This is a genomic window from Paenibacillus sp. LT-B23 (genome assembly GCF_059417685.1).
Genome location: NZ_JBSQBM010000015.1, coordinates 26,155 through 48,285, shown reverse-complemented (window position 1 = coordinate 48,285; position 22,131 = coordinate 26,155). Strand labels below are relative to the sequence as shown.

Genomic DNA, 22,131 nt, shown 5'->3' with positions numbered 1-22,131 from the left:
TGGATGCTGAAATCTATGCCCAACATATTGAAAGCTTAATCATCACTATTGCTGCCACTAGCTGGCCACTTCATTGATGGCATATTTAAATATACATTTTAGAAAAAAATCCTATTTTATTATTTGTAATCATTTAAACCTACATATACAGTAGATTGCCTTTCAACGCTGAGCCATAAACCGTTGGAGTGTCTGGATTCCTACTATCAACTGATCCCATAATAGCGCCTGGTAATAAATAAAATTCTTTATTAATATTAAAGTTTCCAGGTACTCCGAAAACCGACACTCTAGGCTCATACCAAACTATTGTAATTTCCCTTGCCCTTGCATCAAATGTCCATGATCTGATTGCTGTTCTAAGTTCATCTTCAGTACCTCCTTTAGCAATTGTTAAGATATCGAATGTAATTCCGTTAGAATCCATCATTCTTATCACTGGGGTTCCCCCATCAAAAGCTCCCGATTTTCTTCGTATAAATTCATATGAGCCTGTCGTATCCGTAGCTGTGAATGAAATCATAGTTGTGTTTGCCGGGAAGGTAAACCATCTCGGACCGTAATACACACTACCTGCTTCTTGCTTTCTATTCGCTATTTCATACGACTGGTTTATACTGGATTTGACTGGGGATATATTTTTTACTGCATCTACAATTTGCCCCCAGTCCATTGCGGTGGATGCACTTCCTCTTTTGGCGTTAATGCTATCCACCACGGACTGTTTCGCATTAGCGCCAGATTGCTTTACCGTTTGTATCGCTTGTTTTAAACTTTCGAAATTACCGTCTGTGTTTTTAAATTGAAAGTCGCCACCTACCAGTCGGGCTGGTACTTGTGAATTTGAGTATAAGTCAATTTGCCCATCAGCAACCCAATCAAAGCCTGTATCGTTATCTCCTATAGGAACTTTCAAGTTAGATGTAGCGCCAAAATTCGTATTTTGAGCAATCCAAACTTGTCCTGTTGTAACCACACGTCCTGCTTGTAAAGTTAACTCTCCTTCCCCTACTTGCTTCGTCCCATTAGATGCGATAATACGTGAGTCAAAATCCACATCATTACCGCTAGTGTGAAAGTCAATATAAGCAGGACCTGCTGTAGTTGCACCCTTACGCATCTCCAAATAGGAGGTATTATTATACATTATTTCATTCCATGGACCCCATCTATTATCGTAGGAGTAGAAACTACGCGTGAAAAGTCTTTGATTGTTGGGAGGAAACGTGGAGAAAAATTGAATAGCTCCTGCGGCAGGACTAACCTTTAAATAAAAAGCTTCTTTTACCGGGATATTGCCCATTGTGGACGCATCGGCACTGATTGGGCAATAATATTCTCCCTCCGACTTGTAATTGTTTAAATCCACATTTGGCGGAATAAGCGTAGCCTTCTTTAAACTACCATTCACAGCGTCCATCACTGATTTTATCGCCTTCGACGTAGCAGCTAATTGCTCCGACGAACTATCCGTAGCATTGCTCAACTGCACTACACCTTTATTAGTAGTGGTCGCATCTGGAATTTCCGGGTCCAGATGTGCAACTTCCTCCTTCAATGCCCCGACTGCACCATCAATTTTATCCCAGTTATCATTCAACATAGTTTGAATATTAAAAGTCTCGTTACCATCAATAACAGGGTCCTTTTTGAGTAGTTTCAAATAGTCTGTATTACTAGCCACTTATTGAACACCTCCTGCAAATTTAGACAATATGGTCTGTTCCATTTCCCTCAAAATCTTCTTCTCATGAATATCTCGAATTAACAAATATCTAAACTCATATTCTACAGACAAATGAGCCGGCTTAATCTCTTCAATTGCTGCTTTAAGATCCTCTAGGTTTGGAGGAATACCAGTAGTATCTATAAATTTGACCGTGAATCCCCATTCAGTGTGTCGAAAGGTAACATTCACGGCGCCACCGTCATACGCCTCAGCTACATTTTTAACAAGTCGACCCGAAAATTTGCCGCTCCCACGAAGCTTCGATTCTACGACCGAACGTCTCTGCTCCAGGGGCTTTTTCAAATCAATAGGAATACCAAGTTCATTCTCCCAGCGATCCAGCGCCCATGTAGAAGTGCGAACAAAAAACTGGGCCAGTGTCTCATCCAATGCAAAATATAGAGCATCCAATTCACTACCCTTTGCGTCCATATCAGCTTGCATAACACGGGAGATTTCGTAATAGGCAGGCAAATAGGAGAATAGCTCGCGTCCCAGCAAACTGCTCCTTTGACTTTTGTTATCCTCCATTACACTCTGGATATCGAGTTGATTATTGTTCAATCCATCACTATACACTGACGATCACCATCCCTAGCACCGTCGCTTGACCAAATTGAATTCTTTTATGCTGATTACTCCATCTATTCATTTTCAGCTCGGAACGTTCAGTCAGGGTCGGATTCATTCTTTTACACATGCTCGTTCCCCCTTTGGGTTCAGGTTGTTTTTGCTCTATTCTTTACACTGTTTTCTTGCGGAAAATAGAGCTATACCATTTAACCGTTTCTCCCCGATTATTCGTAACATCCACAGATGACGAATCTTCTACGTTACCCTTCATCACATCAGAACGTTTGGATAAAATAATCTCCATTACCTTGCCACACTGTTGTTCATCCAAAACATAGCTTCCAATGATCGTAGCTACATTGCCCTCTCCCCGATCATAGCGGGTGATGCAGGCATGAGCACAAATACGCAATTGAGCCTCTGTTAAAGCTGCCATGATGATAACTTCACCTCTTTTATATAGATTTTTGCTACTTATAGAATAGTCAGTACACGTTATTTTCCTGTGTTACCAAACATGAGTTGGGTCAGCGTTACTTCCAGATCTGCAATACGCTGCTTCAATTGGTCTGCCTCGCTTGGCTGTTGGTCCGTTTTTTGTGTCAGCTCCTTGATCGCTTCGCCACTTAATCCTTCACTCCAGAATTTCGTTGGGTCTTTTCGTTCTGGAGTTGTAAAATTTGATGCAGAATATACGGGTTCTTTCCCACGTTCGTTTTCTGGCTCGCTTTGCCATTCATCATGCAGCTTCTGAAATGAAGCATGAGATTCCTTGTTCAACTGCTCGTGCGCGTTCTGTGCTTCAATCAGCTTTTCGCCATATTCTGCCTCATAGGTCAACCAGCCTTGAATGTCAAAACGAGGATGGTATAAACCAGGTGGCACTGGAATACCAACGGTATAGCCAACAGGAATGGTTTTTGAATTCGTTTCATCTATGACACTCGAACTACCGTCAGTAAGCTGATAGGTGTCTAACTGCTTGTCCGTATCAGATATTGTGAGTGAAGATGGATTATAAAAAGGGACGACACCCGAAAAGGCATCGTCCACCAACTCGTCCTCCAGATAGAGCCCGTCTGTATTTACTTTGGGTGCTGATTTCATGTGTTGTCCTCCTTTATTGTTCGGCTAGAAAACTTATTTGATATAGTGACAAATTTCCACCCGAAACTGCGTCCACTGCTACTGTACCATCCAGGTTAACGACAATGGCAGATGTTTTAAGGTTAGTGCCCGCCAAGCTAGAATCGTAGCAAACGAATAAACTTCGCTGTGACGGTCTATACCCTTGAGGTAGCCTGAAAATAGATGTAGTCTGTGCCGTTGCCCCTCCAGTCAGCCAGCCCCTCATATGAATAAAACCTGAACTGTCTTTGTAGTATCCTGCGGTATATGCTTGTAAACCTACTACAGCAGTCCAGCCATTCAGTAGCGTCGGCGTAATCCACGCTGGACTATCTTTCTCCGCTTTCTTATTCTCCAGTACAGACACACGAGCCGTATTCTTTTGCACACTGCCTACCAAGTCCAGTAGCAACGTTTTTTCGTTCGCTGCGTAGGAGCCGACAAAAGAGGCAGCGGGTGAAGTGTCTACGGTAAAGTAAGTAATGCTGTAGGATGATTCCAAGTCTTTACTCGTCGCATAAATCATTTGTGTCAGCGCCCCGGCACTGGTTGTCCATCTCGAACTTTTACGCCATCTTCGGTCCGATAAACCATCCTTGTATACATCCAACAAACGAACGGTACGGTTTTTGAGCAAAGGCGCACCAAAACTAGCATTGTTAATGTTCATGCACCATCCGTATTCGGAGGCAGTCTCGGTATAGATACTTGCTCTCTCTCTCAACACAATGCCCGTACCAATCTCAACCTGATTATCTCCCTCAGTGAACGTAAGCTGTCCCTCGGATAAGATAGGCTCGACGGTAGTCGTGGCAAGTTGGTATACGAGTTGGTATGCTGTCTCGCCATTCAATGTGTACGCCAGAGGCCCCTCAGTCGAAATTCGGTCAATGGCTTTAACTTCTCCGATATAAGTAGGAGTCTTTCTGGCGTATACCTGCTCAACCCATGCCTTTTCACCTATGCCATTATACGTTGAGCTGGCGACCTGACCGGATATTTTCATCTTCCAACCGTTAAAATACGCCTTTATCTCATCTGCTGACGGTGTGTAGCTGTCTCCCCATCCACTATCTGCGCTGGAAATAGATACATCAAATGCATCCTTAGTCGTCTGATTACGGAAATAGGCGTTATCAGCCGCTGTCATTGCTGAATTATGTGTCAGAATCCTCCCATCGTACTTAGCAACATATAGCGAATCATACGCTTTAGCTGGACCTAACCCGGATATTCCTGCAACTTTATAGCCTGGATAGCTACCCGGAAGCGTCCAGACGAACGATCCATCCAGCGTCACATTGTTCCATTTTTTAGCCTTGAAATACTGCCCATCATGCTCTAAAACCGTATCAGCATTTTCACCTGTAATCGGGTCTGCGTACAAGTCCGTCTGCAGGGCAAGCATGGAATCCTCACGTGGCTTAAATGGTTTGTCGGTGCTGCCGATGTTGAGCATGGGATCAGTAAATGTCACAGTACCACTCGCTCCATTGAGTGTGTACATAACTACCCGTATTACAGCCGTACTCGATGGTGCCGTGAATTGGCAAAGGTTATCATTTTTAATTACGGGACTACCCACGCTCACAAGGTTCTTATCGTAGAACTGAATTTCACACGTTGCCGCTTCATCACTATTAACGGTAAATGTGTAAGCCTGCCCACTTACACCCGTAACATCTACATACACGTTTTGCCCTGAGCCTGCGCGTGTGAAAGTCGCATTATATGAGGTGTTAACAATCAGTTTTGCGGTTCCATAACTCCACTCATAGAACGGCGGCAACAAATTTTCACCATACCGAATTGCATACGGATTCCGCACAGGCGTTACACTTTCTACATACGGATACTTCGTCGCCACCTGTTCTAGCGTCATACTGGCAAGTGCTGTGTATTCAGCATCAGAAATCTCATATAATCTAAGTGCGTCTGCATAGCCAACTTGACCGGCTGTTGTAACAGTTAGTCGCGCCATCGCTTGGGTGTTATTAACATCTACTGAAGTTGAAAATGCTACATAAGTGAACTCCCACTGGTTCTTGGAAGTAACCAACGGACTTGAAAAGCTAGTTCCCTGAATAACGATGCGCATGTTACTACCAGATTCGTTGTACAAATTCCCAAGAGCAATATACTTTTTGCCCGCTTTTATTGTAGTGGTTGTATTACCAAAACCATCAGCAATAGCATTGGCAAGTTCCGATGTTATTTTTAAAGAACCGCCTCCTACTATGCTTTTTGTAACATCAATATTCAACGCAGACTGAAAGCGTCCGAACCTCGAAAGGGTTTTCGATGCTCCCCAATCTCTACCCAACAAATTCACCAACGTACGCCCGCTCAGCCCCGTGAGCGAGAACGGTGCGGCCTTTTCCGCATGAACAATCTGCACCCCAGGTTCCAGGGTTACCGCCTTACGCTCCGTCGTATCCAACCGCTTCTTGATCGCATCCACACCATCATTCACATCACCTGCAAAATTATCTACAGCGCGCCAGTTTTGATCCAAATACTTCTCCAAATCAAAATACGTTGTTTTGGGCGATGTACGGTCAATTTGATTTAAGCCCAGATTTGGTGTTTTCTCACTTGCCATGTTATGCGCCACCTCCTAAATATCTATCCTGTGTTGTATGTTCATTTTCATAGATGGTCATAGATTCGACTTCAGCAATGGTCAGGTAGCGTAGTTTATATTCAACCGCCAAATGAGCCGGCTTGATCTCCTCGATGGCTGCTTTAAGATCCTCCACATTGGGCGGAATGCCGATGGTATCTATAAATTTGACCGTGAATCCCCATTCGGCGGGATGAAAAGTAACATCTACCGTACCGCCGTCATATGCTTCAGCTACATTTTTGACAAGTCGGCCTGAAAAAGTCCCTGCTCCGCGCAGCTTCGATTCCACTACCGAACGCCGCTGATCCAGCGGTTTACTGAGATCGGTTGCGATCCCTAGCTCCGTTTCCCAGCGTTCCAATCCCCAGGTAGCGGTACGGACGAAAAACTGAGCCACCGTCGCATCCATCGCCAGATACAAGGAATCCAGTTCACTGCCCTTTGCATCCATATCGGAGCGCATCACACGGGAAATTTCATAGTAGGCGGGTAAATAGGAAAACAGCTCGCGTCCCCGCAAGCTGCCCATGTGCCCCTCTTCACCCAGAGCTAGACGATTCGTTTGATCGTTCATGTTCATTCCATCATTACTCACTGACGCTCACCGTCCCCAGCACCGCCACCTGGCCTGATCCAATCTCAATATTTTGATTGGTCTGTCCGTTGATTTTTAGCTCAGAGAAATCAATAATGATTGGAATGTCCAGCAAAACAGCAGAGATCCGGGTATACCGAACCAACGGGTCTTCCTTGTAAAAAGCAAGCTGCTTCAAATACGTCCGCACTCCGCTTTCGATCAGCTTTTTGATTTCATCCAGGGTGGACGGCTTCTCCTTGGTACGCTGTACCTTGACCGAGATGTTAATTTCCACCTCTGTCGCTGGCATGATCGTCACCACAGGGCCCGCTGGTGCCAGCCCTTCGCCTTGTCCATCCTGGGTCGGATCGATATACTTTTGCACCGCAGCGACGATATCCGGACTGGCAGCACGTTTATCCGTGTCCAGCACATATAAAGCCACCGTACCCGGCCCTTTCCAGAGCGGAACAACCTCCACGCCGCCTACTCCGGCGATTTCATTCGCCCACTGCATATACTGCGCCTTGTTGCCGCTTGTCCCCTGGTTCCGCACCTTGGCATAAAAACGCTCCAGCAACATCTGGTCGCTCTCAATGTCCGTGCCACTTTTCGTTTCCTCCGTATTGATAACGGAGGAAACACCATTGACCGGGCTAGCCATCACCTGAATGACGCCCGCGGGTACGTTACCGCTGCGACCGGGATTGACTGCCCGAATCGCCGCTTCTCCTTTACCCTGCTCATCCAGCGTGGCCGCTGCCGTGGTCGCATACTCAATGGAAGCTTCCCCGGATACATCATCTGCCGGGGTCGCCACCAACGTTCCCGCCGGAACGGTCGTTCCCGCTGTACCCGTGAATGTGACCATACCTGAGGCAGCAACCGCTTCCCTCCGTGTCACTCCATGCTCTGCTGTTCGCAGATCCAGCTCCGGCGAGCGAAAATCCGGGTTGTTGCTGGCTGCCGTGCTGGCAAAGCCCCGGCGCAGCAGCTCCTGCGCCCAGATCGCCGCTTCGGATAGCATAAACGCCACTGGCGCCTGCGCATCCCAAATAAAAGAGCCCTCGGACTTATCAATGTCCGAAGGCACTTTTTCCAGCATACGACTCAAAATTTCCTCTTCCGTCTGGTCTACCAAATACTCCGGCAAGTCTGCCATTAGATCACCACACTTTCTACAATTTCCGTTTCATCCCGCACATTCGTAATCTGGCAGCTAAAATGGCACGCCTCGCCTTCCCAGCTAAACGTAAACTGATCCACACTAGCCGTGCGAGCATCTGCCAGCAACGCTTCGGTGACCATGCGCTTGATTTCACTTTCCTGCACACCATGCCCATAGCTGCTGCCGATCAGCTCCTCCAGCTCGCTACCATAGTCGGGAGAATAGATCACATGACGGTAGCGGGGGGTACGAATTGCTTTTTCACACCACTGCACCCAGGCTTCTTTTTCACCTGTAGTCACGATTTTACGGCTGGGGCTCATAACAAATTCTCCGGCTTCAAAATCAAACCGCCAGCTTCGTCCAAATACCGCCCGGTTATCCTCCAGCACATCCGGATCCGTAATATCCGTCCAAATCATATCATCCGTTTCGGGAAATAAATTAGCCACGTCCACTCACCACCTTGCACACCACAACCACATCGTTGCCGCTGTTCACCCGAACCGCAAGTACGCGATCTCCGGGCTTCAGTCCTTCGTTCAGGCTCAGATTTACATCCTCCAGCTCGTCCTCCCCGATATAAAAGGAAGTTTTCAGCTCCTTGCCCTCCCAATTCTCCGACTCTACTGCGGTTGAGGTTCCTTTGTACATATGACGCGGTACAGACAGCAATCCCGGCAGCTCGGCGATTAGATAATCCTGAAGCTCATGTTTAAAATCGTCCAGCTTGAGTCCCGTGGAGGTAATCGTGCCCAGTACCGCACCTACTCCACTCAGCGCTTGCTTGGTATGCTTGTGAAAAGAGGATTGCAGCGCAGTAGCCAAATGCCCGTAGGGGTCCTTATTCAAGATAAAACCTCCTTTTTACATCGTCATACGTACCCAGCTCCAGCGACATACTGCCGGGGTTCCCTAATTCCCTGCTCACTGAAATCACCAGCAGCTTCATGGAACCCAGCATCACCGCGTCTCCTGCACGAATCGTGTTCATATCTGGCGCATTGACCGATATCGTTTGTTGTATACCTCTCAGCTTACTTTTGGCCAACTCACGTGCCGCCGCACCCGATTTCACCTCGTCATCCTGCACAATCACCTGAAGCGTTCCATATTTGGCAATATCCTTTTCCTCCAGCGCCATCACCTTGGAGGGAACCTCATTGCCTGTTTCACTGGCAGCCGTAGCCAGCACCTTGACTCTTGTGGCCGCGCCTTCGAGTGTACGAGATTGTGTCGTATCGGTCACTCTCTCCAAAACATACACATCTTTGTTCGTTCCCAGCTCGTATAACTCCAAACCGGAGGTAATCATCCGTGGATGGTACAGCTTGCCGCCCGCTTTTGCCGTTTCACGCAGGTCGCCCAGCATCATGGAATAGATGGACTGTGTCCGGTATACGGCGCGTCCCAGCGTCTTTTTCGTATCTGGTAATGAAGCGATTTTCAGCTTCCAGTCCCTGGCATATTTCTGAAAACGCTGAGTAGCCGTCTGCTTGGCAGGGAGCAAATATTCATCCTCCGACTTGTCCAAATACACCGTGCGATCATACAATGTCAGCGTCATACGCTTGAGTCCATTGTTGGAGGTTTCCACTTCCCAAATAACCGCTGGAGACAGCAAGGGGACATAATCTTTTTTGCTATAAGGAATGCCACTAACCCGAATCGACATCCCTGGAGAAATGGGTGGCAAATCCGGCGTAACGACCAGATTTACTGTGCCCTGATAGGCGATTTGCTCCAGTGAATCCCTCAAATTAATGTTCTCCACGAGCGGCGACAAATCATATTTATCCTGTAAAATAACTTTATAGCTCATGACAGCACCAGCTTTTGCCCAGGTTTAATCGCATTCGGATTTTGACCAATGACCTTTTTGTTAAGCTGATAAATACGGCTCCATTGTGAGCTATCCCCCAGCTCCAGCTTGGCAATTTTGGACAAGGAATCCCCCGATTTAACCGTGTAGGTTTTCTTCTTTTCTTTCATATCCGTGCGGGGCTTTTTGTTGACCGTAGCAGACTTCGTGCCACTGCCTGCTTTTTTGGATACCTTCATTTCACTCCAGGTCCGCAGCGAAAGATCAAAATTCACGTCCCCATAATCGCCGCCCCGAAAGGTGGAGTTATGAGACGCTACAATTACGGGTACATTTACAGCCGTCTCTGAAATAATGAAGCGTAATGGCTTTTGGGACAGCAAAAAACCATTCAACGTGTTCATGGCCTCCTGTGGATCGGGAATGTCCTGATATTTACAATACGATTCGTCGTATTCCTTGGGAAAAAAAGAAGAGAAGGAGATTTCCTTCACCTTCTCCCCTTGTGGAAAATCAAACTCCCCATAGGATAAAATCGTTGTCGTATCAAACCCCTTTTGCCGTGAGATCGTCACTTCCTCGGGATTCACCGGAAATATAAACTTAAATCCCTTGCCATCCGTTAAACTAAATTCCATCTCTTTCCTCCTTCCCCGTTACTCCCATCCCACTGCATTACATAGCTCCTCCGCTCGCAGGCTTGGTGTTCTGCGTTGCCCGCAGAATCTCGGCTTTGAGGCGGTAGCCAATTTGCGTAATAAGCCCCTCCACATCCAGTTTGTTTTCATGCACAGTTACCTGTACCGCTCCTGCTGGAAGATTGAATTGGTTCGTAGTTTCCGTCTTAAAATCCTTCAAAAAGCCAGACAATGTCCCCATTTGTTCAGGACTGATCTGAACTACTTGAGGAGTTGGATTGCCATTAACGTTACCTTTAGCTTTTGCTCCGTTGTTCGCATGAGCCGCAGTATTCAATAGTGGATTAGGATTGACCCCTTGGTTAGCGATAGCCATCGGTCCATAAGGATTAGCAGCGCCATTTAAGGCTGGCTGTCCAGGCCCATACATCACTTGAGAGCCGGGCGGTAATCCCGGAAAAGGTGGCATAGGTGTTAACGGTTTGGTAGCCACAGCTACAGCAGGTTGAGGTGGTGTCGCAGGCTTGGGCACTTCGGCTGGCTGCGCTGGGGCTTTCTTAGGCTCATCTTTACCTCCAAAGGAGAAGAAGTTGGAAAAGCTTTTACCAAAATCTCCAGTCTTGTCAGAGATCCAGCTTGTTACCTCGGACGCTTTTTCTCCGAGAAACTTCCCTGCCGATGTAGCCTTATCCATAATAGCTGGTCCATAGTCTGAGACTAGCCCGCCAACTTTACCACCAAAAAAGTCTCCCGCTATACTTCCAAGTTGAGAACCAACCATAGTACCAATACCCGGAAGCAACATTGTGCCTATAGCTCCACCTATCGCAGAACCAGCGGTCCCCCCTACAGTAGAACCAATAGCTTCTGCACGCTCTTTACCGGAGGTAGCCTGCGCGATGTTCACAATATCCATCCCATAGCTTAATGGCCCCAACAATTTTTTCGCGCCGCCTTTTAAAAGGTTCTTAAATAAGCCTGACCCGGCTTCCTCAGCTGCACCAGCAACAGTGCTTGGGTTTACAATACTGGAGGCAGCACTAGAAGCCGCATCTGCGGCGGTACTTCCGCCGCCTTTAAAAACTCCAAACATCCCCTCTCCACCATCAAAGAGATCTGAGAACCCCCCTCCTACTTTTTGCATAAGATCTCCGCTATTTTTACTAAAAGAAAGGGTTTTTTTGGAGACATCTCTAAACTTCTCTTTAAAAGTTGTTCCAACAACCGGTTCCCTAAATAATTTCTTTCCGGCTTTGAAAACTTTGTTAGCTGCTGAAGGTGCTTCAGATAAACTTTTTATCCCCCCACCAATTTTCTTTAGATTACCAAAAAAATCCTTTGTTTTACCCCAAACCGTCTTAGGCTCCTCTTTTTTCTCTGCGGCTGGCGTCACAGAACCCAACTTAGTACTCAAATCCCCAATAGCAGCCGTATTAGCCTCCACAGCAGCAGTATTTGCTTGAAGTACTGAACTAAGATTGTTATCAGCCTTAATTGGACCTGCTTTGCCAGCACCACTATTAGCTGATGAGCTACCTTGAGAGACTGCCTTCACATTGACATTCCCCGAAGCGTTAATAATCTGGGATTTGACCCGGTTAATCTTGTTCAACAGATTATCCAAGCCTTTGGAGGCCATATCGTTCAGCACGATTTCCGGGGCCATGCGAGTGCGACCTATTTTCATAACACGCCCTTGAATCCGCTCAAAATAGCGTTCCATTGCGCGCAATTCTCTGTTCGCCTTAATGACGTTTTTAGGATCAATCACAAGATTCATGCGGTAATTTAATGCTTCTGCCATCTATCATGTTCACCTCCTTGTTTATGCTTTTGAAGCTGCTATGCTATCCAACTCTTCTTCAGCAAACGCCAGCAGCAGCATGCGCTCACCACGGGGAAGCTGCCAAAAGTCTCCGGGGCGGAGGTGGTGCCGGACCCACAAGTGGTACAGCATCGTCGTCATTCCCCCGGAGTTGATTAGTTTTTTAGATCAGCAATTTCCACGCCAAAGCCGGACAGTTCCAGCACTTTGTCGCCTACGGCATCCAATTCGCCTGCCAGCAGCATACGACGGACAGATTGTTCGCCACCGGACAGCTTCAAACGGCTTGTAATCCGGGGATCGCCCCAGCCGTTAAGGGACAAGCCCTTCACTTCCAATTTTCCAGTAGCTTCGGAAATCAACAGAGCATTGAAGGTTTCCGTATCTACCTTCTCATCCACTGCACCCTTCACGGTACGGCGAATGGTACACCGTTCACGAATGCTATCCACTTTGCTGGAGGTGAGACCGTGCAGTACAATTTTCATATCGAGACGCTTGATACGCACCGTTTCCTCCGGCAATTTTTCAGCGGCTTCAAACAGACTGTCCAAAATTTGTTCTTCTGTCATATTTTCATTCAAGCTCATATGTCATTCTCCCTTATTATCAATTTGTATTGAGGAACGGAACACCTTACGGCATCCCATCCCCCCGTATTCATATTAGTTCGCTACAATCGGATCAAGCAGCTCATAACCTTCAAAGGTGAAGGTTGTTTCTTCCTGTACTTCCTCACCTGCTGTCCAGTTGGCAAGCTGGATTTTGTCAGGGGTGCAACGGATAAGACGAATGCTCTCATGTCCAAAGGCTTCAGGATCATCCAATTTAGTGATAATTTCAAAACGACTGAAACCACGACGAATCATATCGGACGTCACCTTGTAGCCACTCATCGTGCCCGTTCCTTTTTTAATACCGCGTTTGTGTACCTTCCAGTCGTTGCCGACGAGATTCAGCTCTCGTTTTTCCATTTCCACACTGGCTTCCAGCTTATTGATATTCGTCTGCCATACCCCGTCCACATGCGCCTGACCATACGTACCTAAAATGACTCTTGAAGCATCCAACATTTATTTTTCCTCCTCAAAATAATCCATAATATAGTTTTGAATTTCTATTTTCCCGCGAAATGCTTATTGCACGTAAAATGTGCCGAACAGCTGCTCCATCACGTCGGTCAGCTTCACATTCCATTGCAGGAACACTTGATCCGGCTCCGGTTTGATGACTGGCGCATCACCATAGTAAGCCGGGTCGAGGATGACATCGTAGCCATCTGCTTCGATAACGTTGCTTAGCGACAGTTGTGCCAAATATTCTTTGATCGCACCGATGAGTGCCAGACGGCCTTCCACAGTGTTGTTGATTTTGCCAATGTAAGTTTCCTCGGCTGCACGCTGCAAGTCAGCGTTAATAGCATCCATAACGCGGATGGAGCGGATTTTCTTCCATGCGTTGTTTTGCCCGGCAGCCGGGTTCACCAAGCTGTTGATACCGCGCAACGCTTTGACCTGACGGCCGTCGAAGAACAGCAGGAAGACACCATTGCGGACAGCCTGCTCCTGTTCGGAACGTGTCCAGCGGCGGGTTACATCCTCAAAAGGCGTCACCGCATAGGTGGCGGATTGATTCAGACGTTGACCTGCAATCAGTCCGGCTACATAAGCAGCCGTTTGAGCGGAGCTGTAGTCCGTACCTGCCAGACGCACGCCAGTACCCACGTTTACGATACCTTCATGGTTGAGCGCCAGGGAACGAGCAGAGGCCAGACTGACAGCGGTTTTCGATACATCATCTGCCGCAGAACCACCAAACACGGCGATAACGCCTTTGCCTTCGCTGCGGACACGCTTGATCCAGGCGGCAAAGCTTTGCAGCAAGGCCAGATCGGCTGCATAATCGAGCGCGAGGACGTTAAATTCCTGTCCTTCAAGCGCTTCCTGCATCGCGATATAATCCGCATTAACCAGCGTGCTATTGCCACTGTTACCGCCTGTGAGATGAACGCCGCTGACATCCACCGGAATACCGCCCTTGCCGACAACTTCCGCCTTCACCCATACGTTTTCGCTGTTCTTGTTAATCGCTTCGGCAATCGAAGCAGCCGTACCGTCACTGCCTTTATACGTACCCAGCAGTTTAGTGCCCTCATAGAGACGTACCTCACGGGCTTGCTCGTCACCCAAGGTTGGCTGTACCGTTACGGCAAAGCCATTACCGCGACTACCTGTGTACAGAGCCTGCAAGCGCAGCACATCGGTTGGTGCCTCACCGCTGCTTTTCAGCGTCACAGATGCTGGTGCAGCCTTGTCATCTGCCAAACGGTAGGCCAACAGTTTTTTCGGTCCACCCAGCAGAGCCAGATATAGTGTAGAATACGCTGTCGCACCATCCAGACTGTCATTCGAAAAGATTTGGCTAATCGCCGTTTCGCTGCCAACTTCTACAAACTCACGTACAGGACCCCAATTGGCTTTAACCGGTACAACGACCGTACCGCGCGAGCCACCTTGAATCGCTGAAGCTGCTGCTGCCTGAAAATTCATATACAAACCCGGCAATACCGGTTTATTCGTGTTTTCCCATGTTCCGCCTGCCATAATTAGTCCACCTTCGCTTTCATAAATTGTTCGATTTTAGTGTGTGCTTCTGCTACCGTGAACAGCTTGTCCTGTGTGCCAAAAAATGCGCCTGCCAGCACTTCTTCCTTCACGGAAAACAATTGTTCCGCGTGCTCCTTAAGCTCCTCCAGTGTATAGCGAGGGCCGCTTGCTTCCTGCCCGGCATTGACCGGGGCCTGCTCGTTGTTTTCCAAGGTCACTCGGACCACCTCATTTCAAAATAGGATGAATTTCCACTCTGCGGATTAACGCCGCTTCCTCAGCCGGACGCATACGCCGCTGTACCAGCGTCAGCCGAAGCTGACCGTCCAAAATCGCATCCGCCTGCAAATCTGCGGAAGCTTCAGCCGTAGACATATAACGGCCCTTCTCCTGATCCAGAGGAAGCTGAATTTGAGCGCCAAAGCCCTCGACCAGCGCGGTAGCCGCGTGGTTCTCTTCAGCAGTGTCTGGGGCAATAACGTGCCCAATGAACCGTTTGCGGAGTTCATACATGGAGGCTCCCGCCATCCTGGTCTCGCAGCCGCTCAGCCGCCATAGCACCGCGTGCCGTCCCGGCTGTGCGGGCCATGCATCGGCGTACACCGACCACGTTTCGCCCAACTGCTTCTGCGTCCAGCGGGTCAGCGCCGCCAGCCATTCATCCGGCTGTGCAACATCGTTTGCCGGAGCGGCCGCCGGACTACCTTCCGTTTCAGGCACATACACGCCAAAACGTAGCGTTCTGTAGGCCTTGCCCGTGACAGTATCCAGCTTTTCCGCATCCCGCACGCCCAAATAGTGCGCGGTAAAAGCCGACGTGTCCTCGCCTTCGCCTGTCACCGGTTCCCGGTGCAGTCCCGCAATCAGGGCGTTCGCCCATACATCGGCCTGTGCCAGACCGGCTTGTCCTGCGTACAGCTTGATGCGGACAACCTGCCGATATCCGGCCCAGGACGACTTCCAAATTTCCTCGCCCAGCGCCATAACCGCGTACGGCTCCTCTGCCGTCTGCGACGGTGGCTGAACATCGTATACGCGCCCTTGAAGCGCTGGAACAATGTCAATGAGTTTTTGTTTAAAGGCTTGTCTCATCCTGCGGCATGCCACCTTTGCGCATCCTGCACTCGCATGTTGTGGCTACTTAGCCAGGCTTTTTTCCACTTCCGTGTTCTCATCCGGCGCAGCCTCAACCTCATCCATTGCAGCATCCATTGCTTAGGCAACACGACTCCTCCTTTCTGTACCACGAATTCCCGGGAATCGACAGGGACGACAACCGCATGAAAAAACCGGCCCTGATGGCCGGCTAACTTTTGACTGTGTGTGTCTTCGGTATGTCCTCTTGTCTTGATTCCCGATGATATAATCTTACACCCTTATAACGAATGCGTTGCCGGGGAAAAGGACGATAAAAGCAGAGACTAGGGATGAAGTTGGGCGGTATTTAGAGAACATATGTTCGTGTTATTAAAAAAGGCCTTGACCCCTGCTATTACAGGAAATCAAAGCCTTTTATGAAACGATATTAAAATAGAAATGCGAACGAATGGATAATTATTACATCATCCCAATTTTCGATCCGCACCCTTCTGTAAGCCTCCCAGATTCAAAACACCCTGATCCGCCAGTGCAAGCGCCATTTTGTAAAAAGCCCGTGTGCGGATTTTCGTGTACGTATCTTTGCTTACTGGCGGGTCGAGTACATAATTGTAAACCTTGTAGTCGAACACATCGTCATCCTTTAAATAGCGCTCACGGATGAGCAACTGTTCGCGTTCATTCAAACGGCCGACTACGGCATCCACCATTTCGCAATAAGCCAAACGAGCCGCAGGAGCATCTACATTATATACGGCTGTCCGTGCCGTTGGATCGCTAGTCACATTCGTCGGGCCGTTCGGGCGATCCGTATAGCCGGCTGTGATAAAACTTTCCCGGTCCATAAAGGTAATGGTTTTATAAATCCGATATTTTTCAAATACCCCCTCCAGTGCGTTCTGCGTTTTGCGTCTGTCCAATTCGGGTAAGTTATTTTTCATGTAAAGCAACACTCCTTATCTTATGCCTTTTGACAATGATGTATTTTTAAATCCAGAATTTCACAAAATTTGATTCCAGTCGCTCCAAAGTGCAATATATAGACGAACTAGACCCTTTCGATCTATATATTGTTCATTGGAAGTCGCTTATTGGATTTTTGCAAAATCCTCAATCGTACAACTCTTACGTTTACATTTTGTTCCCCTTTTGTTCGTATCATGAGTATAACATAGCATTATTTAGGATAGCTATCCATCGGCAAAAAAAGCGATATAGCTTCAAAAACAGGATATTCGCTTTATTTTTCTATACCTTTTGGCATATTACGTGCTTTTACTATTTACCTAATGGTATAATGGAACTAATCTTTTATTCTGTTGCAGAAGGGAGCCGCCATTGTGGAACAACCAGCATTCGGAACATACTTAAAGCAGCAGCGTGAGCACAAGCAATGGAGCATTAACCAATTGGCAGAAGCGGCTGGCATCAGCAATTCACAAATTTCCCGTATTGAAAACGGGCTGCGTGGCGTACCCAAGCCCTCTACTCTCCGCAAAATAGCGGACGCGCTCGGCGTATCGTATACCGAGATGATGAAGAACGCCGGATATTGGGGAGACGATGATTCAGTAGAGCAGCATTCACACGACTCCTATCGTTCCAACGTGCCGGAATGGGCTACTTCCAAGGACCGCCGGGATTTTAAAAAAATGCTGGAGGAAGACGGCGAATTGATGTTCGACGGCATTCCACTGGATAAAGAAGATCGTCAACGGATCAAGGATGTGCTAACTGGTCTGTTCTGGGAAGCCAAACAGATGAACAAGCATAAACCCAAATCGCCCCCAGCGGGCAGTGATCAGGAATAGCAGGTGAGCGCATGAACGAACTCATTCACAAACTCGTCCGAAAATACCGCACGAACTCCCCCTTCGATATTGCGGAAGCTCTGGGTATCCATATCCGTTACTGCGATCTGGGCCCCACAACCAAAGGGCTGTATTACCGCAAGCTGCGCAGAAGATTCATCGTCATCCACAACGGGCTTACACCGGAATGGGAACGATTCGTCTGTGCGCATGAATTGGGGCATGACCGACTTCATAAAGGCGTCAGCCGCTTCTTTATGGAAGAGCATTCCTATTTCTGCCCCGGCAAATTTGAGATGCAAGCCAATCGGTTCGCTGTGCTTTTACTCAGTGAAGGACAACCGCCGCTTACTGACGAAACGCAGGAGCATTATTTATCCCGGATCGGTCTGCCCAAGGAGGCTGTCCTTTTTTTTGACCTTAAAACAGAACGTTAGTTCTCACATATAATTGTTTGTTTATTACTTCCTCTTCAATATAGGTAATTTCATGATGGCTTTAACAACCGATATACAAAAAATTTTCAATGCCCTTATATAAAATAGAAGTTATTTTTACAATCTTCTGATAAAATGTGGACGTAAGCGGTTTCTCTAATTCATTCATTTTATAGGAGGTTGAAAGAACAACATGAACTCATGGAAAAAAATCTCGTCCATCTTGACGACCGCCGCGCTCATGCTCGGATGTCTTGGCACAGCAGCAGCAGACCCGGCAGCCAGTACGGGAGCAGCGGGAAGTACAACTCCTCCGGCCAGCGGTAAACACATCACCATCCTACATACGAACGACACCCATGCCCACGTGGTCGCGAACGACAAGGAAATGGGCTTCGCCAAGCTGGCAGGCATCATTGACCAGTACCGCGCTTCCAATCCCAATACGCTGCTGCTGGATGACGGGGATACAGTTCATGGAACGACCTTCGCTACCTTGGTCAACGGCGAGAGCATCGTGAAAGTAATTAACAAGCTTCGCTATGATGCGATGGTACCAGGCAACCATGAGTTTAATTATGGCTGGAAGCATCTTTTAGAGCTGAGTAAGGAAATTCAATTCCCGGTACTCAGCGCCAACATTAAGCAAACAGACGGTACACGTTTGTTCCAGCCTTATGTCATTAAAGAAGTCGATGGCGTTAAAATTGGTATTATCGGCCTGACTACGCCCGAAACGGCATACAAAACGAATCCTAAAAATGTTGAGGGCATTCAATTCACCGATCCTGCTGTCGAAGCCAAAGCGGCTGTAGATGAAATCCGCAGTAAAGTGGATGTTGTCGTGGTCCTCGGTCATCTGGGACAGGATGCATCCAGCAAAGACACGAGCCTTAAGGTCGTGAAGGAAGTGCCCGGCATTGACATTTTCATTGATGGACACAGTCATACTGTACTGGAAAAAGGCTTGGTCGGTGACAATGGTACACTGATTGCAAGCGCGGGTGAATATACGAAGTATCTGGGCGTTGTTGATTTATGGGTCGACGGCGGTAAGGTTACCCAAAAACAAGCCAAGCTGATTGATTCGACGCAAGCAACCGACATTCAGCCAAATGCTGAGATTACTTCATTGATCGCTTCCATTCAGAAGGAACAGGAGCCTATTCTCAAAGAAGTTGTAGCACAAACGAGTGTGAACCTGGAAGGAGCGCGTGAAAAGGTACGTGCAGGTGAAACGAATCTCGGCGATCTGCTCACCGATGCCATGCGTGATATTTCGGGGGCAGATGTGGCCCTGACCAACGGCGGCGGCATTCGGGCGTCCATCAAAACGGGAACGGTAACCAAGGGAGACATCATCACTGTGCTGCCATTCGGCAACCAGATTGTTACCCTGAAAGTGAAAGGCTCCGACATTCAGGCAGCACTTGAAAATGGCACTGCCTCCTATCCGGAGCCAAGTGGCGGTTTTCCACAGGTATCGGGGATCTCTTTTAAAATAGATACATCGGCAGCCAAGGGGAGCCGCGTCCATTCCATCCTGATTGGCGGAAAAACGCTTGATCCTGATGCCACGTACACACTGGCAACCAATGACTTTACGGCTGTAGGTGGAGATCAGTATACAATGTTCGCCAAATATTCGCAGGCAGGTATGTTCGGATCGCTTGATGAGGCGCTGATTCGCTACATGCAAAAGGTTGGCTCCGCCAGCCTGCAAGTACAAGCAGACGGCCGCATTCAAGAAGCCAAAGCAGACGGCAAGACTTCCGTTCCTGCTGCGCAGCCTGTACCATCTGCTCCAACCGCAACACCGGCACCCGTGCAGGAAGAACCGCAAGTGGTCTCTACCCCATCTGCGAAACCTGCACCAGCCAAAGCTCAACCAACGAAGCCACAGCAGACACCGGCTTCTGCGCAAGCTGCAAATAGCCATGTGTATATTGTAAAGTCCGGGGATACACTGTATGACATTTCCCGCCAATACGGTATCACCTGGCAACAGCTCCAAAAGCTGAACAAGCTGAAAAATCCTCACCGCATTTATCCGGGACAAAAGCTTGACCTTCCGGCCTAATTCAATATGCTTGTAAAGGCAGCGTCCGGAATCCCAGTGGTTTCGGACGCTGCTGTATGTCAGGAGGTTATTTTTATGCGTTAGTCCAAACTCATTTGGACATCGCATATTTTTTTTCAAAAGCCAGCCTTTTAGACGCTGACAAGTTGTGAACCGAGAGGTATGATGGAGAAGAGCCATTCGGGCAGAAAACATCCATCTCGTTCTCCAACGGGATCAGTTATATGTGTGGAAGGAGCACAAAAATGCAATACATTATTTATGATCTTGAGTTTACCGTTAGCCGTAACGCCAGATATTCCTCCGAAATCATTGATATCGGTGCCGTCAAAGTCATGCAGGGAGACGATGGCTTGTACGTTGCGGACACGTTTCACAGCTTTGTCAGACCCTCGAATCGGCCTGTGCTGTCTACGGATACCGTGCAGTTTACCGGTATTACTCAACGGGACATTGATGCGGCCCCGCTCTTCCCCGAAGCTGTGAAGCAATTTATCGCATGGCTCGGAACAGACTCAACCTATTACTTGTGTGCATGGGGGCCAGATGACCGTCAGAAGCTCGTATCCCATTGCCGCACCCATCATGTGGACCTCAATTGGATTCATAATACGAATGATATACAAAAGCAAATCTCCCGTCTGTTCGGCTCCAACGGTAAGTACCGCCAGCTGAGCTTGTCCCAGGCGCTGGAACTGTGCAACATTGACTTTGACGGTCAACAGCACCGTGCGCTGGATGATGCAGTGAACACCGCTCAGGTTTTCATGCACCATTTTGATCGTATTACATTAACCCATAACGCTTCTGACGATGAGGAAAGCCGGGGCTCAAAGCTCGTATACTCTACACCAGAAGAAGAGCAGGAGCAGTACAGTCCATTTGGCAATCTCGCCAACCTGTTTAAGGACCGTTAGGCGGATAGCACCCCGGCCCATTCCGGGGGATCTATCACCCCCTTGTCATTCTTGGTTCCCTGCCTTTTTATCGGAATAAAATGCCCCCCAGGTTCGCAGCATTTCCTGCATTCGCTTGCGGTATCGCAATGGCTCCAGGATTTCCGCCTCCGCTCCATATTGAGTGAGCCAGTCCAGAAATTCACCATCATGATTAACCGTTACCTCAAACAATAGACTTCCATCCGGCAAATCCTTGAGAAAAGGCTTGATGAACAGCTCCTCTTCTTTGACCCGATATACAGATCCAGCAGAAAATCTTACTACAAACCGGATATTCTGGTCCCCCTTGGTAACTGACCAGGTTCCCTTAAAAAACATTTCCATTTCATAAGTATTCTTCTGAAACGTATACGGCAAAATCCTCATATTTCGAAAGCGGCTGATCCGAAAGGTTCTCATGGCGGATTGCTTGTGACAAAAACCAAGCATATAAAAACGCCGATCCTGTGGAACCAGACAATAAGGATCAATCTGAATCAATGATACATCTTCATTTTGAGGCGAACTGTATTCCGCTTCAATGGTCTGCTGCGTCAGACTTGCCAAAACAATCAGCCTGAGCAGATAAGGCTGGTTTTCCCGCTCAAGTGTCGAGCCGAGCCGGACAATATTTTTCATTTCCTGCGCGAAGCTTGTCTGGTCCATCTTTTTTTTCTGACTGGAGGCCATCACTTTCTCATAAGCACTCTCAAAAGCTGGTGGTAAAAGAGGCTTTACGGTTTCCATGACATCCCCCAGCTTGGCAAAAGCATGTGCCTCTTCTTCCGTCCAATTGAGAGGATACAAGGCGAAGTTACTAATAAATATGTATCCTTTGCCATGCCCCATATTGGCTATTGGAATATGCATTGCGCTTAGAGCCTCCATATCTCGGTAAATGGTGCGTTCTGATGTTTCACAACGTTCGGCAAGCTCTCTTGCCAATATCCCCGGATTTGCCTGAACAATAGTAATAATCCGCATTAACCGTATCAACCGATCAGTCAAGGAAGTCTCTCCTTTACAAAAAGATAGTAAATTAGACTCACTACATTACATAAATAAACTAGCATAA

General features: G+C 47.9%; 26 protein-coding genes. 4 read left to right on the top strand and 22 right to left on the bottom strand.

Annotated features, from left to right (window positions below; translation table 11 throughout):
- Nucleotides 1–139 precede the first annotated feature (139 nt).
- The 21 genes from ACWXW9_RS18920 to ACWXW9_RS18820 all read right to left on the bottom strand — a co-directional run bounded on the left by ACWXW9_RS18920 (nt 140) and on the right by ACWXW9_RS18820 (nt 16,731).
- Nucleotides 140–1,684, bottom strand: a complete 1,545-nt coding sequence (locus ACWXW9_RS18920; RefSeq protein WP_494930656.1) for a pyocin knob domain-containing protein — start codon at nt 1,682–1,684, stop codon at nt 140–142.
- Nucleotides 1,685–2,260, bottom strand: a complete 576-nt coding sequence (locus ACWXW9_RS18915; RefSeq protein ID WP_494930733.1) for a YmfQ family protein — start codon at nt 2,258–2,260, stop codon at nt 1,685–1,687.
- 40 nt (nt 2,261–2,300) lie between these two features.
- Nucleotides 2,301–2,429 (bottom strand): hypothetical protein, encoded by a 129-nt coding sequence (locus ACWXW9_RS18910; protein WP_494930655.1) that lies wholly within the window; start codon nt 2,427–2,429, stop codon nt 2,301–2,303.
- Between the two features lie 42 nt (nt 2,430–2,471).
- Nucleotides 2,472–2,738 carry a hypothetical protein gene (locus ACWXW9_RS18905; protein ID WP_494930654.1) on the bottom strand — a complete coding sequence of 89 codons (267 nt, stop codon included), beginning with the start codon at nt 2,736–2,738 and terminating at the stop codon, nt 2,472–2,474.
- Nucleotides 2,739–2,797: 59 nt separating this feature from the next.
- The gene (locus ACWXW9_RS18900) at nt 2,798–3,409 is read right to left on the bottom strand and encodes a hypothetical protein (RefSeq protein WP_494930653.1); all 612 of its coding nucleotides are present in this window, start codon (nt 3,407–3,409) and stop codon (nt 2,798–2,800) included.
- Nucleotides 3,410–3,422: 13 nt separating this feature from the next.
- Nucleotides 3,423–6,032 carry a hypothetical protein gene (locus ACWXW9_RS18895; RefSeq protein WP_494930652.1) on the bottom strand — a complete coding sequence of 870 codons (2,610 nt, stop codon included), beginning with the start codon at nt 6,030–6,032 and terminating at the stop codon, nt 3,423–3,425.
- Nucleotide 6,033: 1 nt separating this feature from the next.
- Nucleotides 6,034–6,636, bottom strand: a complete 603-nt coding sequence (locus tag ACWXW9_RS18890; RefSeq protein ID WP_494930732.1) for a YmfQ family protein — start codon at nt 6,634–6,636, stop codon at nt 6,034–6,036.
- A 7-nt stretch (nt 6,637–6,643) separates the two neighbouring features.
- A complete protein-coding gene (locus tag ACWXW9_RS18885) occupies nt 6,644–7,795 on the bottom strand; it encodes a baseplate J/gp47 family protein (RefSeq protein WP_494930651.1) in 1,152 nt (383 codons plus the stop codon).
- Nucleotides 7,795–8,253, bottom strand: a complete 459-nt coding sequence (locus tag ACWXW9_RS18880) for a DUF2634 domain-containing protein (protein ID WP_494930650.1) — start codon at nt 8,251–8,253, stop codon at nt 7,795–7,797. Before ACWXW9_RS18880 ends, ACWXW9_RS18885 begins: the two co-directional genes overlap by 1 nt.
- Complete coding sequence (locus ACWXW9_RS18875; protein ID WP_494930649.1) at nt 8,246–8,653, bottom strand: hypothetical protein; 408 nt, start codon at nt 8,651–8,653, stop codon at nt 8,246–8,248. Before ACWXW9_RS18875 ends, ACWXW9_RS18880 begins: the two co-directional genes overlap by 8 nt.
- Nucleotides 8,646–9,623 carry an XkdQ/YqbQ family protein gene (locus ACWXW9_RS18870; RefSeq protein ID WP_494930648.1) on the bottom strand — a complete coding sequence of 326 codons (978 nt, stop codon included), beginning with the start codon at nt 9,621–9,623 and terminating at the stop codon, nt 8,646–8,648. Before ACWXW9_RS18870 ends, ACWXW9_RS18875 begins: the two co-directional genes overlap by 8 nt.
- A complete protein-coding gene (locus ACWXW9_RS18865; protein ID WP_494930647.1) occupies nt 9,620–10,261 on the bottom strand; it encodes a LysM peptidoglycan-binding domain-containing protein in 642 nt (213 codons plus the stop codon). Before ACWXW9_RS18865 ends, ACWXW9_RS18870 begins: the two co-directional genes overlap by 4 nt.
- A gap of 37 nt (nt 10,262–10,298) precedes the next feature.
- On the bottom strand, nt 10,299–12,065 hold the full coding sequence (locus ACWXW9_RS18860) for a glycine zipper domain-containing protein (RefSeq protein WP_494930646.1): 1,767 nt from the start codon (nt 12,063–12,065) through the stop codon (nt 10,299–10,301).
- 21 nt (nt 12,066–12,086) lie between these two features.
- Nucleotides 12,087–12,218 (bottom strand): hypothetical protein, encoded by a 132-nt coding sequence (locus ACWXW9_RS18855; RefSeq protein ID WP_494930645.1) that lies wholly within the window; start codon nt 12,216–12,218, stop codon nt 12,087–12,089.
- 23 nt (nt 12,219–12,241) lie between these two features.
- Entirely contained in the window at nt 12,242–12,676 is a 435-nt protein-coding gene (locus tag ACWXW9_RS18850) for a phage tail assembly chaperone (RefSeq protein ID WP_007429164.1), read from the bottom strand.
- Nucleotides 12,677–12,751: 75 nt separating this feature from the next.
- Nucleotides 12,752–13,159, bottom strand: a complete 408-nt coding sequence (locus ACWXW9_RS18845; protein ID WP_014280216.1) for a phage tail tube protein — start codon at nt 13,157–13,159, stop codon at nt 12,752–12,754.
- A gap of 63 nt (nt 13,160–13,222) precedes the next feature.
- A complete protein-coding gene (locus ACWXW9_RS18840) occupies nt 13,223–14,689 on the bottom strand; it encodes a phage tail sheath family protein (RefSeq protein ID WP_494930644.1) in 1,467 nt (488 codons plus the stop codon).
- A 2-nt stretch (nt 14,690–14,691) separates the two neighbouring features.
- Nucleotides 14,692–14,910, bottom strand: coding sequence for a YqzN/YkzM domain-containing protein (locus tag ACWXW9_RS18835; RefSeq protein ID WP_134910845.1), 219 nt, complete (start codon nt 14,908–14,910; stop codon nt 14,692–14,694).
- Between the two features lie 10 nt (nt 14,911–14,920).
- The gene (locus ACWXW9_RS18830; protein ID WP_494930643.1) at nt 14,921–15,784 is read right to left on the bottom strand and encodes a hypothetical protein; all 864 of its coding nucleotides are present in this window, start codon (nt 15,782–15,784) and stop codon (nt 14,921–14,923) included.
- On the bottom strand, nt 15,781–15,915 hold the full coding sequence (locus tag ACWXW9_RS18825; RefSeq protein ID WP_494930738.1) for a hypothetical protein: 135 nt from the start codon (nt 15,913–15,915) through the stop codon (nt 15,781–15,783). Before ACWXW9_RS18825 ends, ACWXW9_RS18830 begins: the two co-directional genes overlap by 4 nt.
- Before the next feature lie 339 nt (nt 15,916–16,254).
- Nucleotides 16,255–16,731, bottom strand: a complete 477-nt coding sequence (locus tag ACWXW9_RS18820) for an ArpU family phage packaging/lysis transcriptional regulator (protein ID WP_494930642.1) — start codon at nt 16,729–16,731, stop codon at nt 16,255–16,257.
- A 399-nt stretch (nt 16,732–17,130) separates the two neighbouring features.
- On the opposite strand from ACWXW9_RS18820, the gene ACWXW9_RS18815 reads away from it, so the two are divergent.
- From ACWXW9_RS18815 to ACWXW9_RS18800, 4 genes are all read left to right on the top strand, one after another.
- A complete protein-coding gene (locus tag ACWXW9_RS18815) occupies nt 17,131–17,601 on the top strand; it encodes a helix-turn-helix domain-containing protein (RefSeq protein ID WP_404580741.1) in 471 nt (156 codons plus the stop codon).
- An 11-nt stretch (nt 17,602–17,612) separates the two neighbouring features.
- A complete protein-coding gene (locus ACWXW9_RS18810) occupies nt 17,613–18,038 on the top strand; it encodes an ImmA/IrrE family metallo-endopeptidase (RefSeq protein ID WP_494930641.1) in 426 nt (141 codons plus the stop codon).
- 193 nt (nt 18,039–18,231) lie between these two features.
- Entirely contained in the window at nt 18,232–20,118 is a 1,887-nt protein-coding gene (locus tag ACWXW9_RS18805) for a 5'-nucleotidase C-terminal domain-containing protein (RefSeq protein WP_494930640.1), read from the top strand.
- A 245-nt stretch (nt 20,119–20,363) separates the two neighbouring features.
- Complete coding sequence (locus ACWXW9_RS18800; protein ID WP_134910851.1) at nt 20,364–21,035, top strand: 3'-5' exonuclease; 672 nt, start codon at nt 20,364–20,366, stop codon at nt 21,033–21,035.
- Nucleotides 21,036–21,080: 45 nt separating this feature from the next.
- Here ACWXW9_RS18800 and ACWXW9_RS18795 read toward each other — a convergent pair whose 3' ends face one another.
- Complete coding sequence (locus tag ACWXW9_RS18795) at nt 21,081–22,064, bottom strand: helix-turn-helix transcriptional regulator (protein ID WP_494930639.1); 984 nt, start codon at nt 22,062–22,064, stop codon at nt 21,081–21,083.
- Between the last annotated feature and the right edge of the window lie 67 nt (nt 22,065–22,131).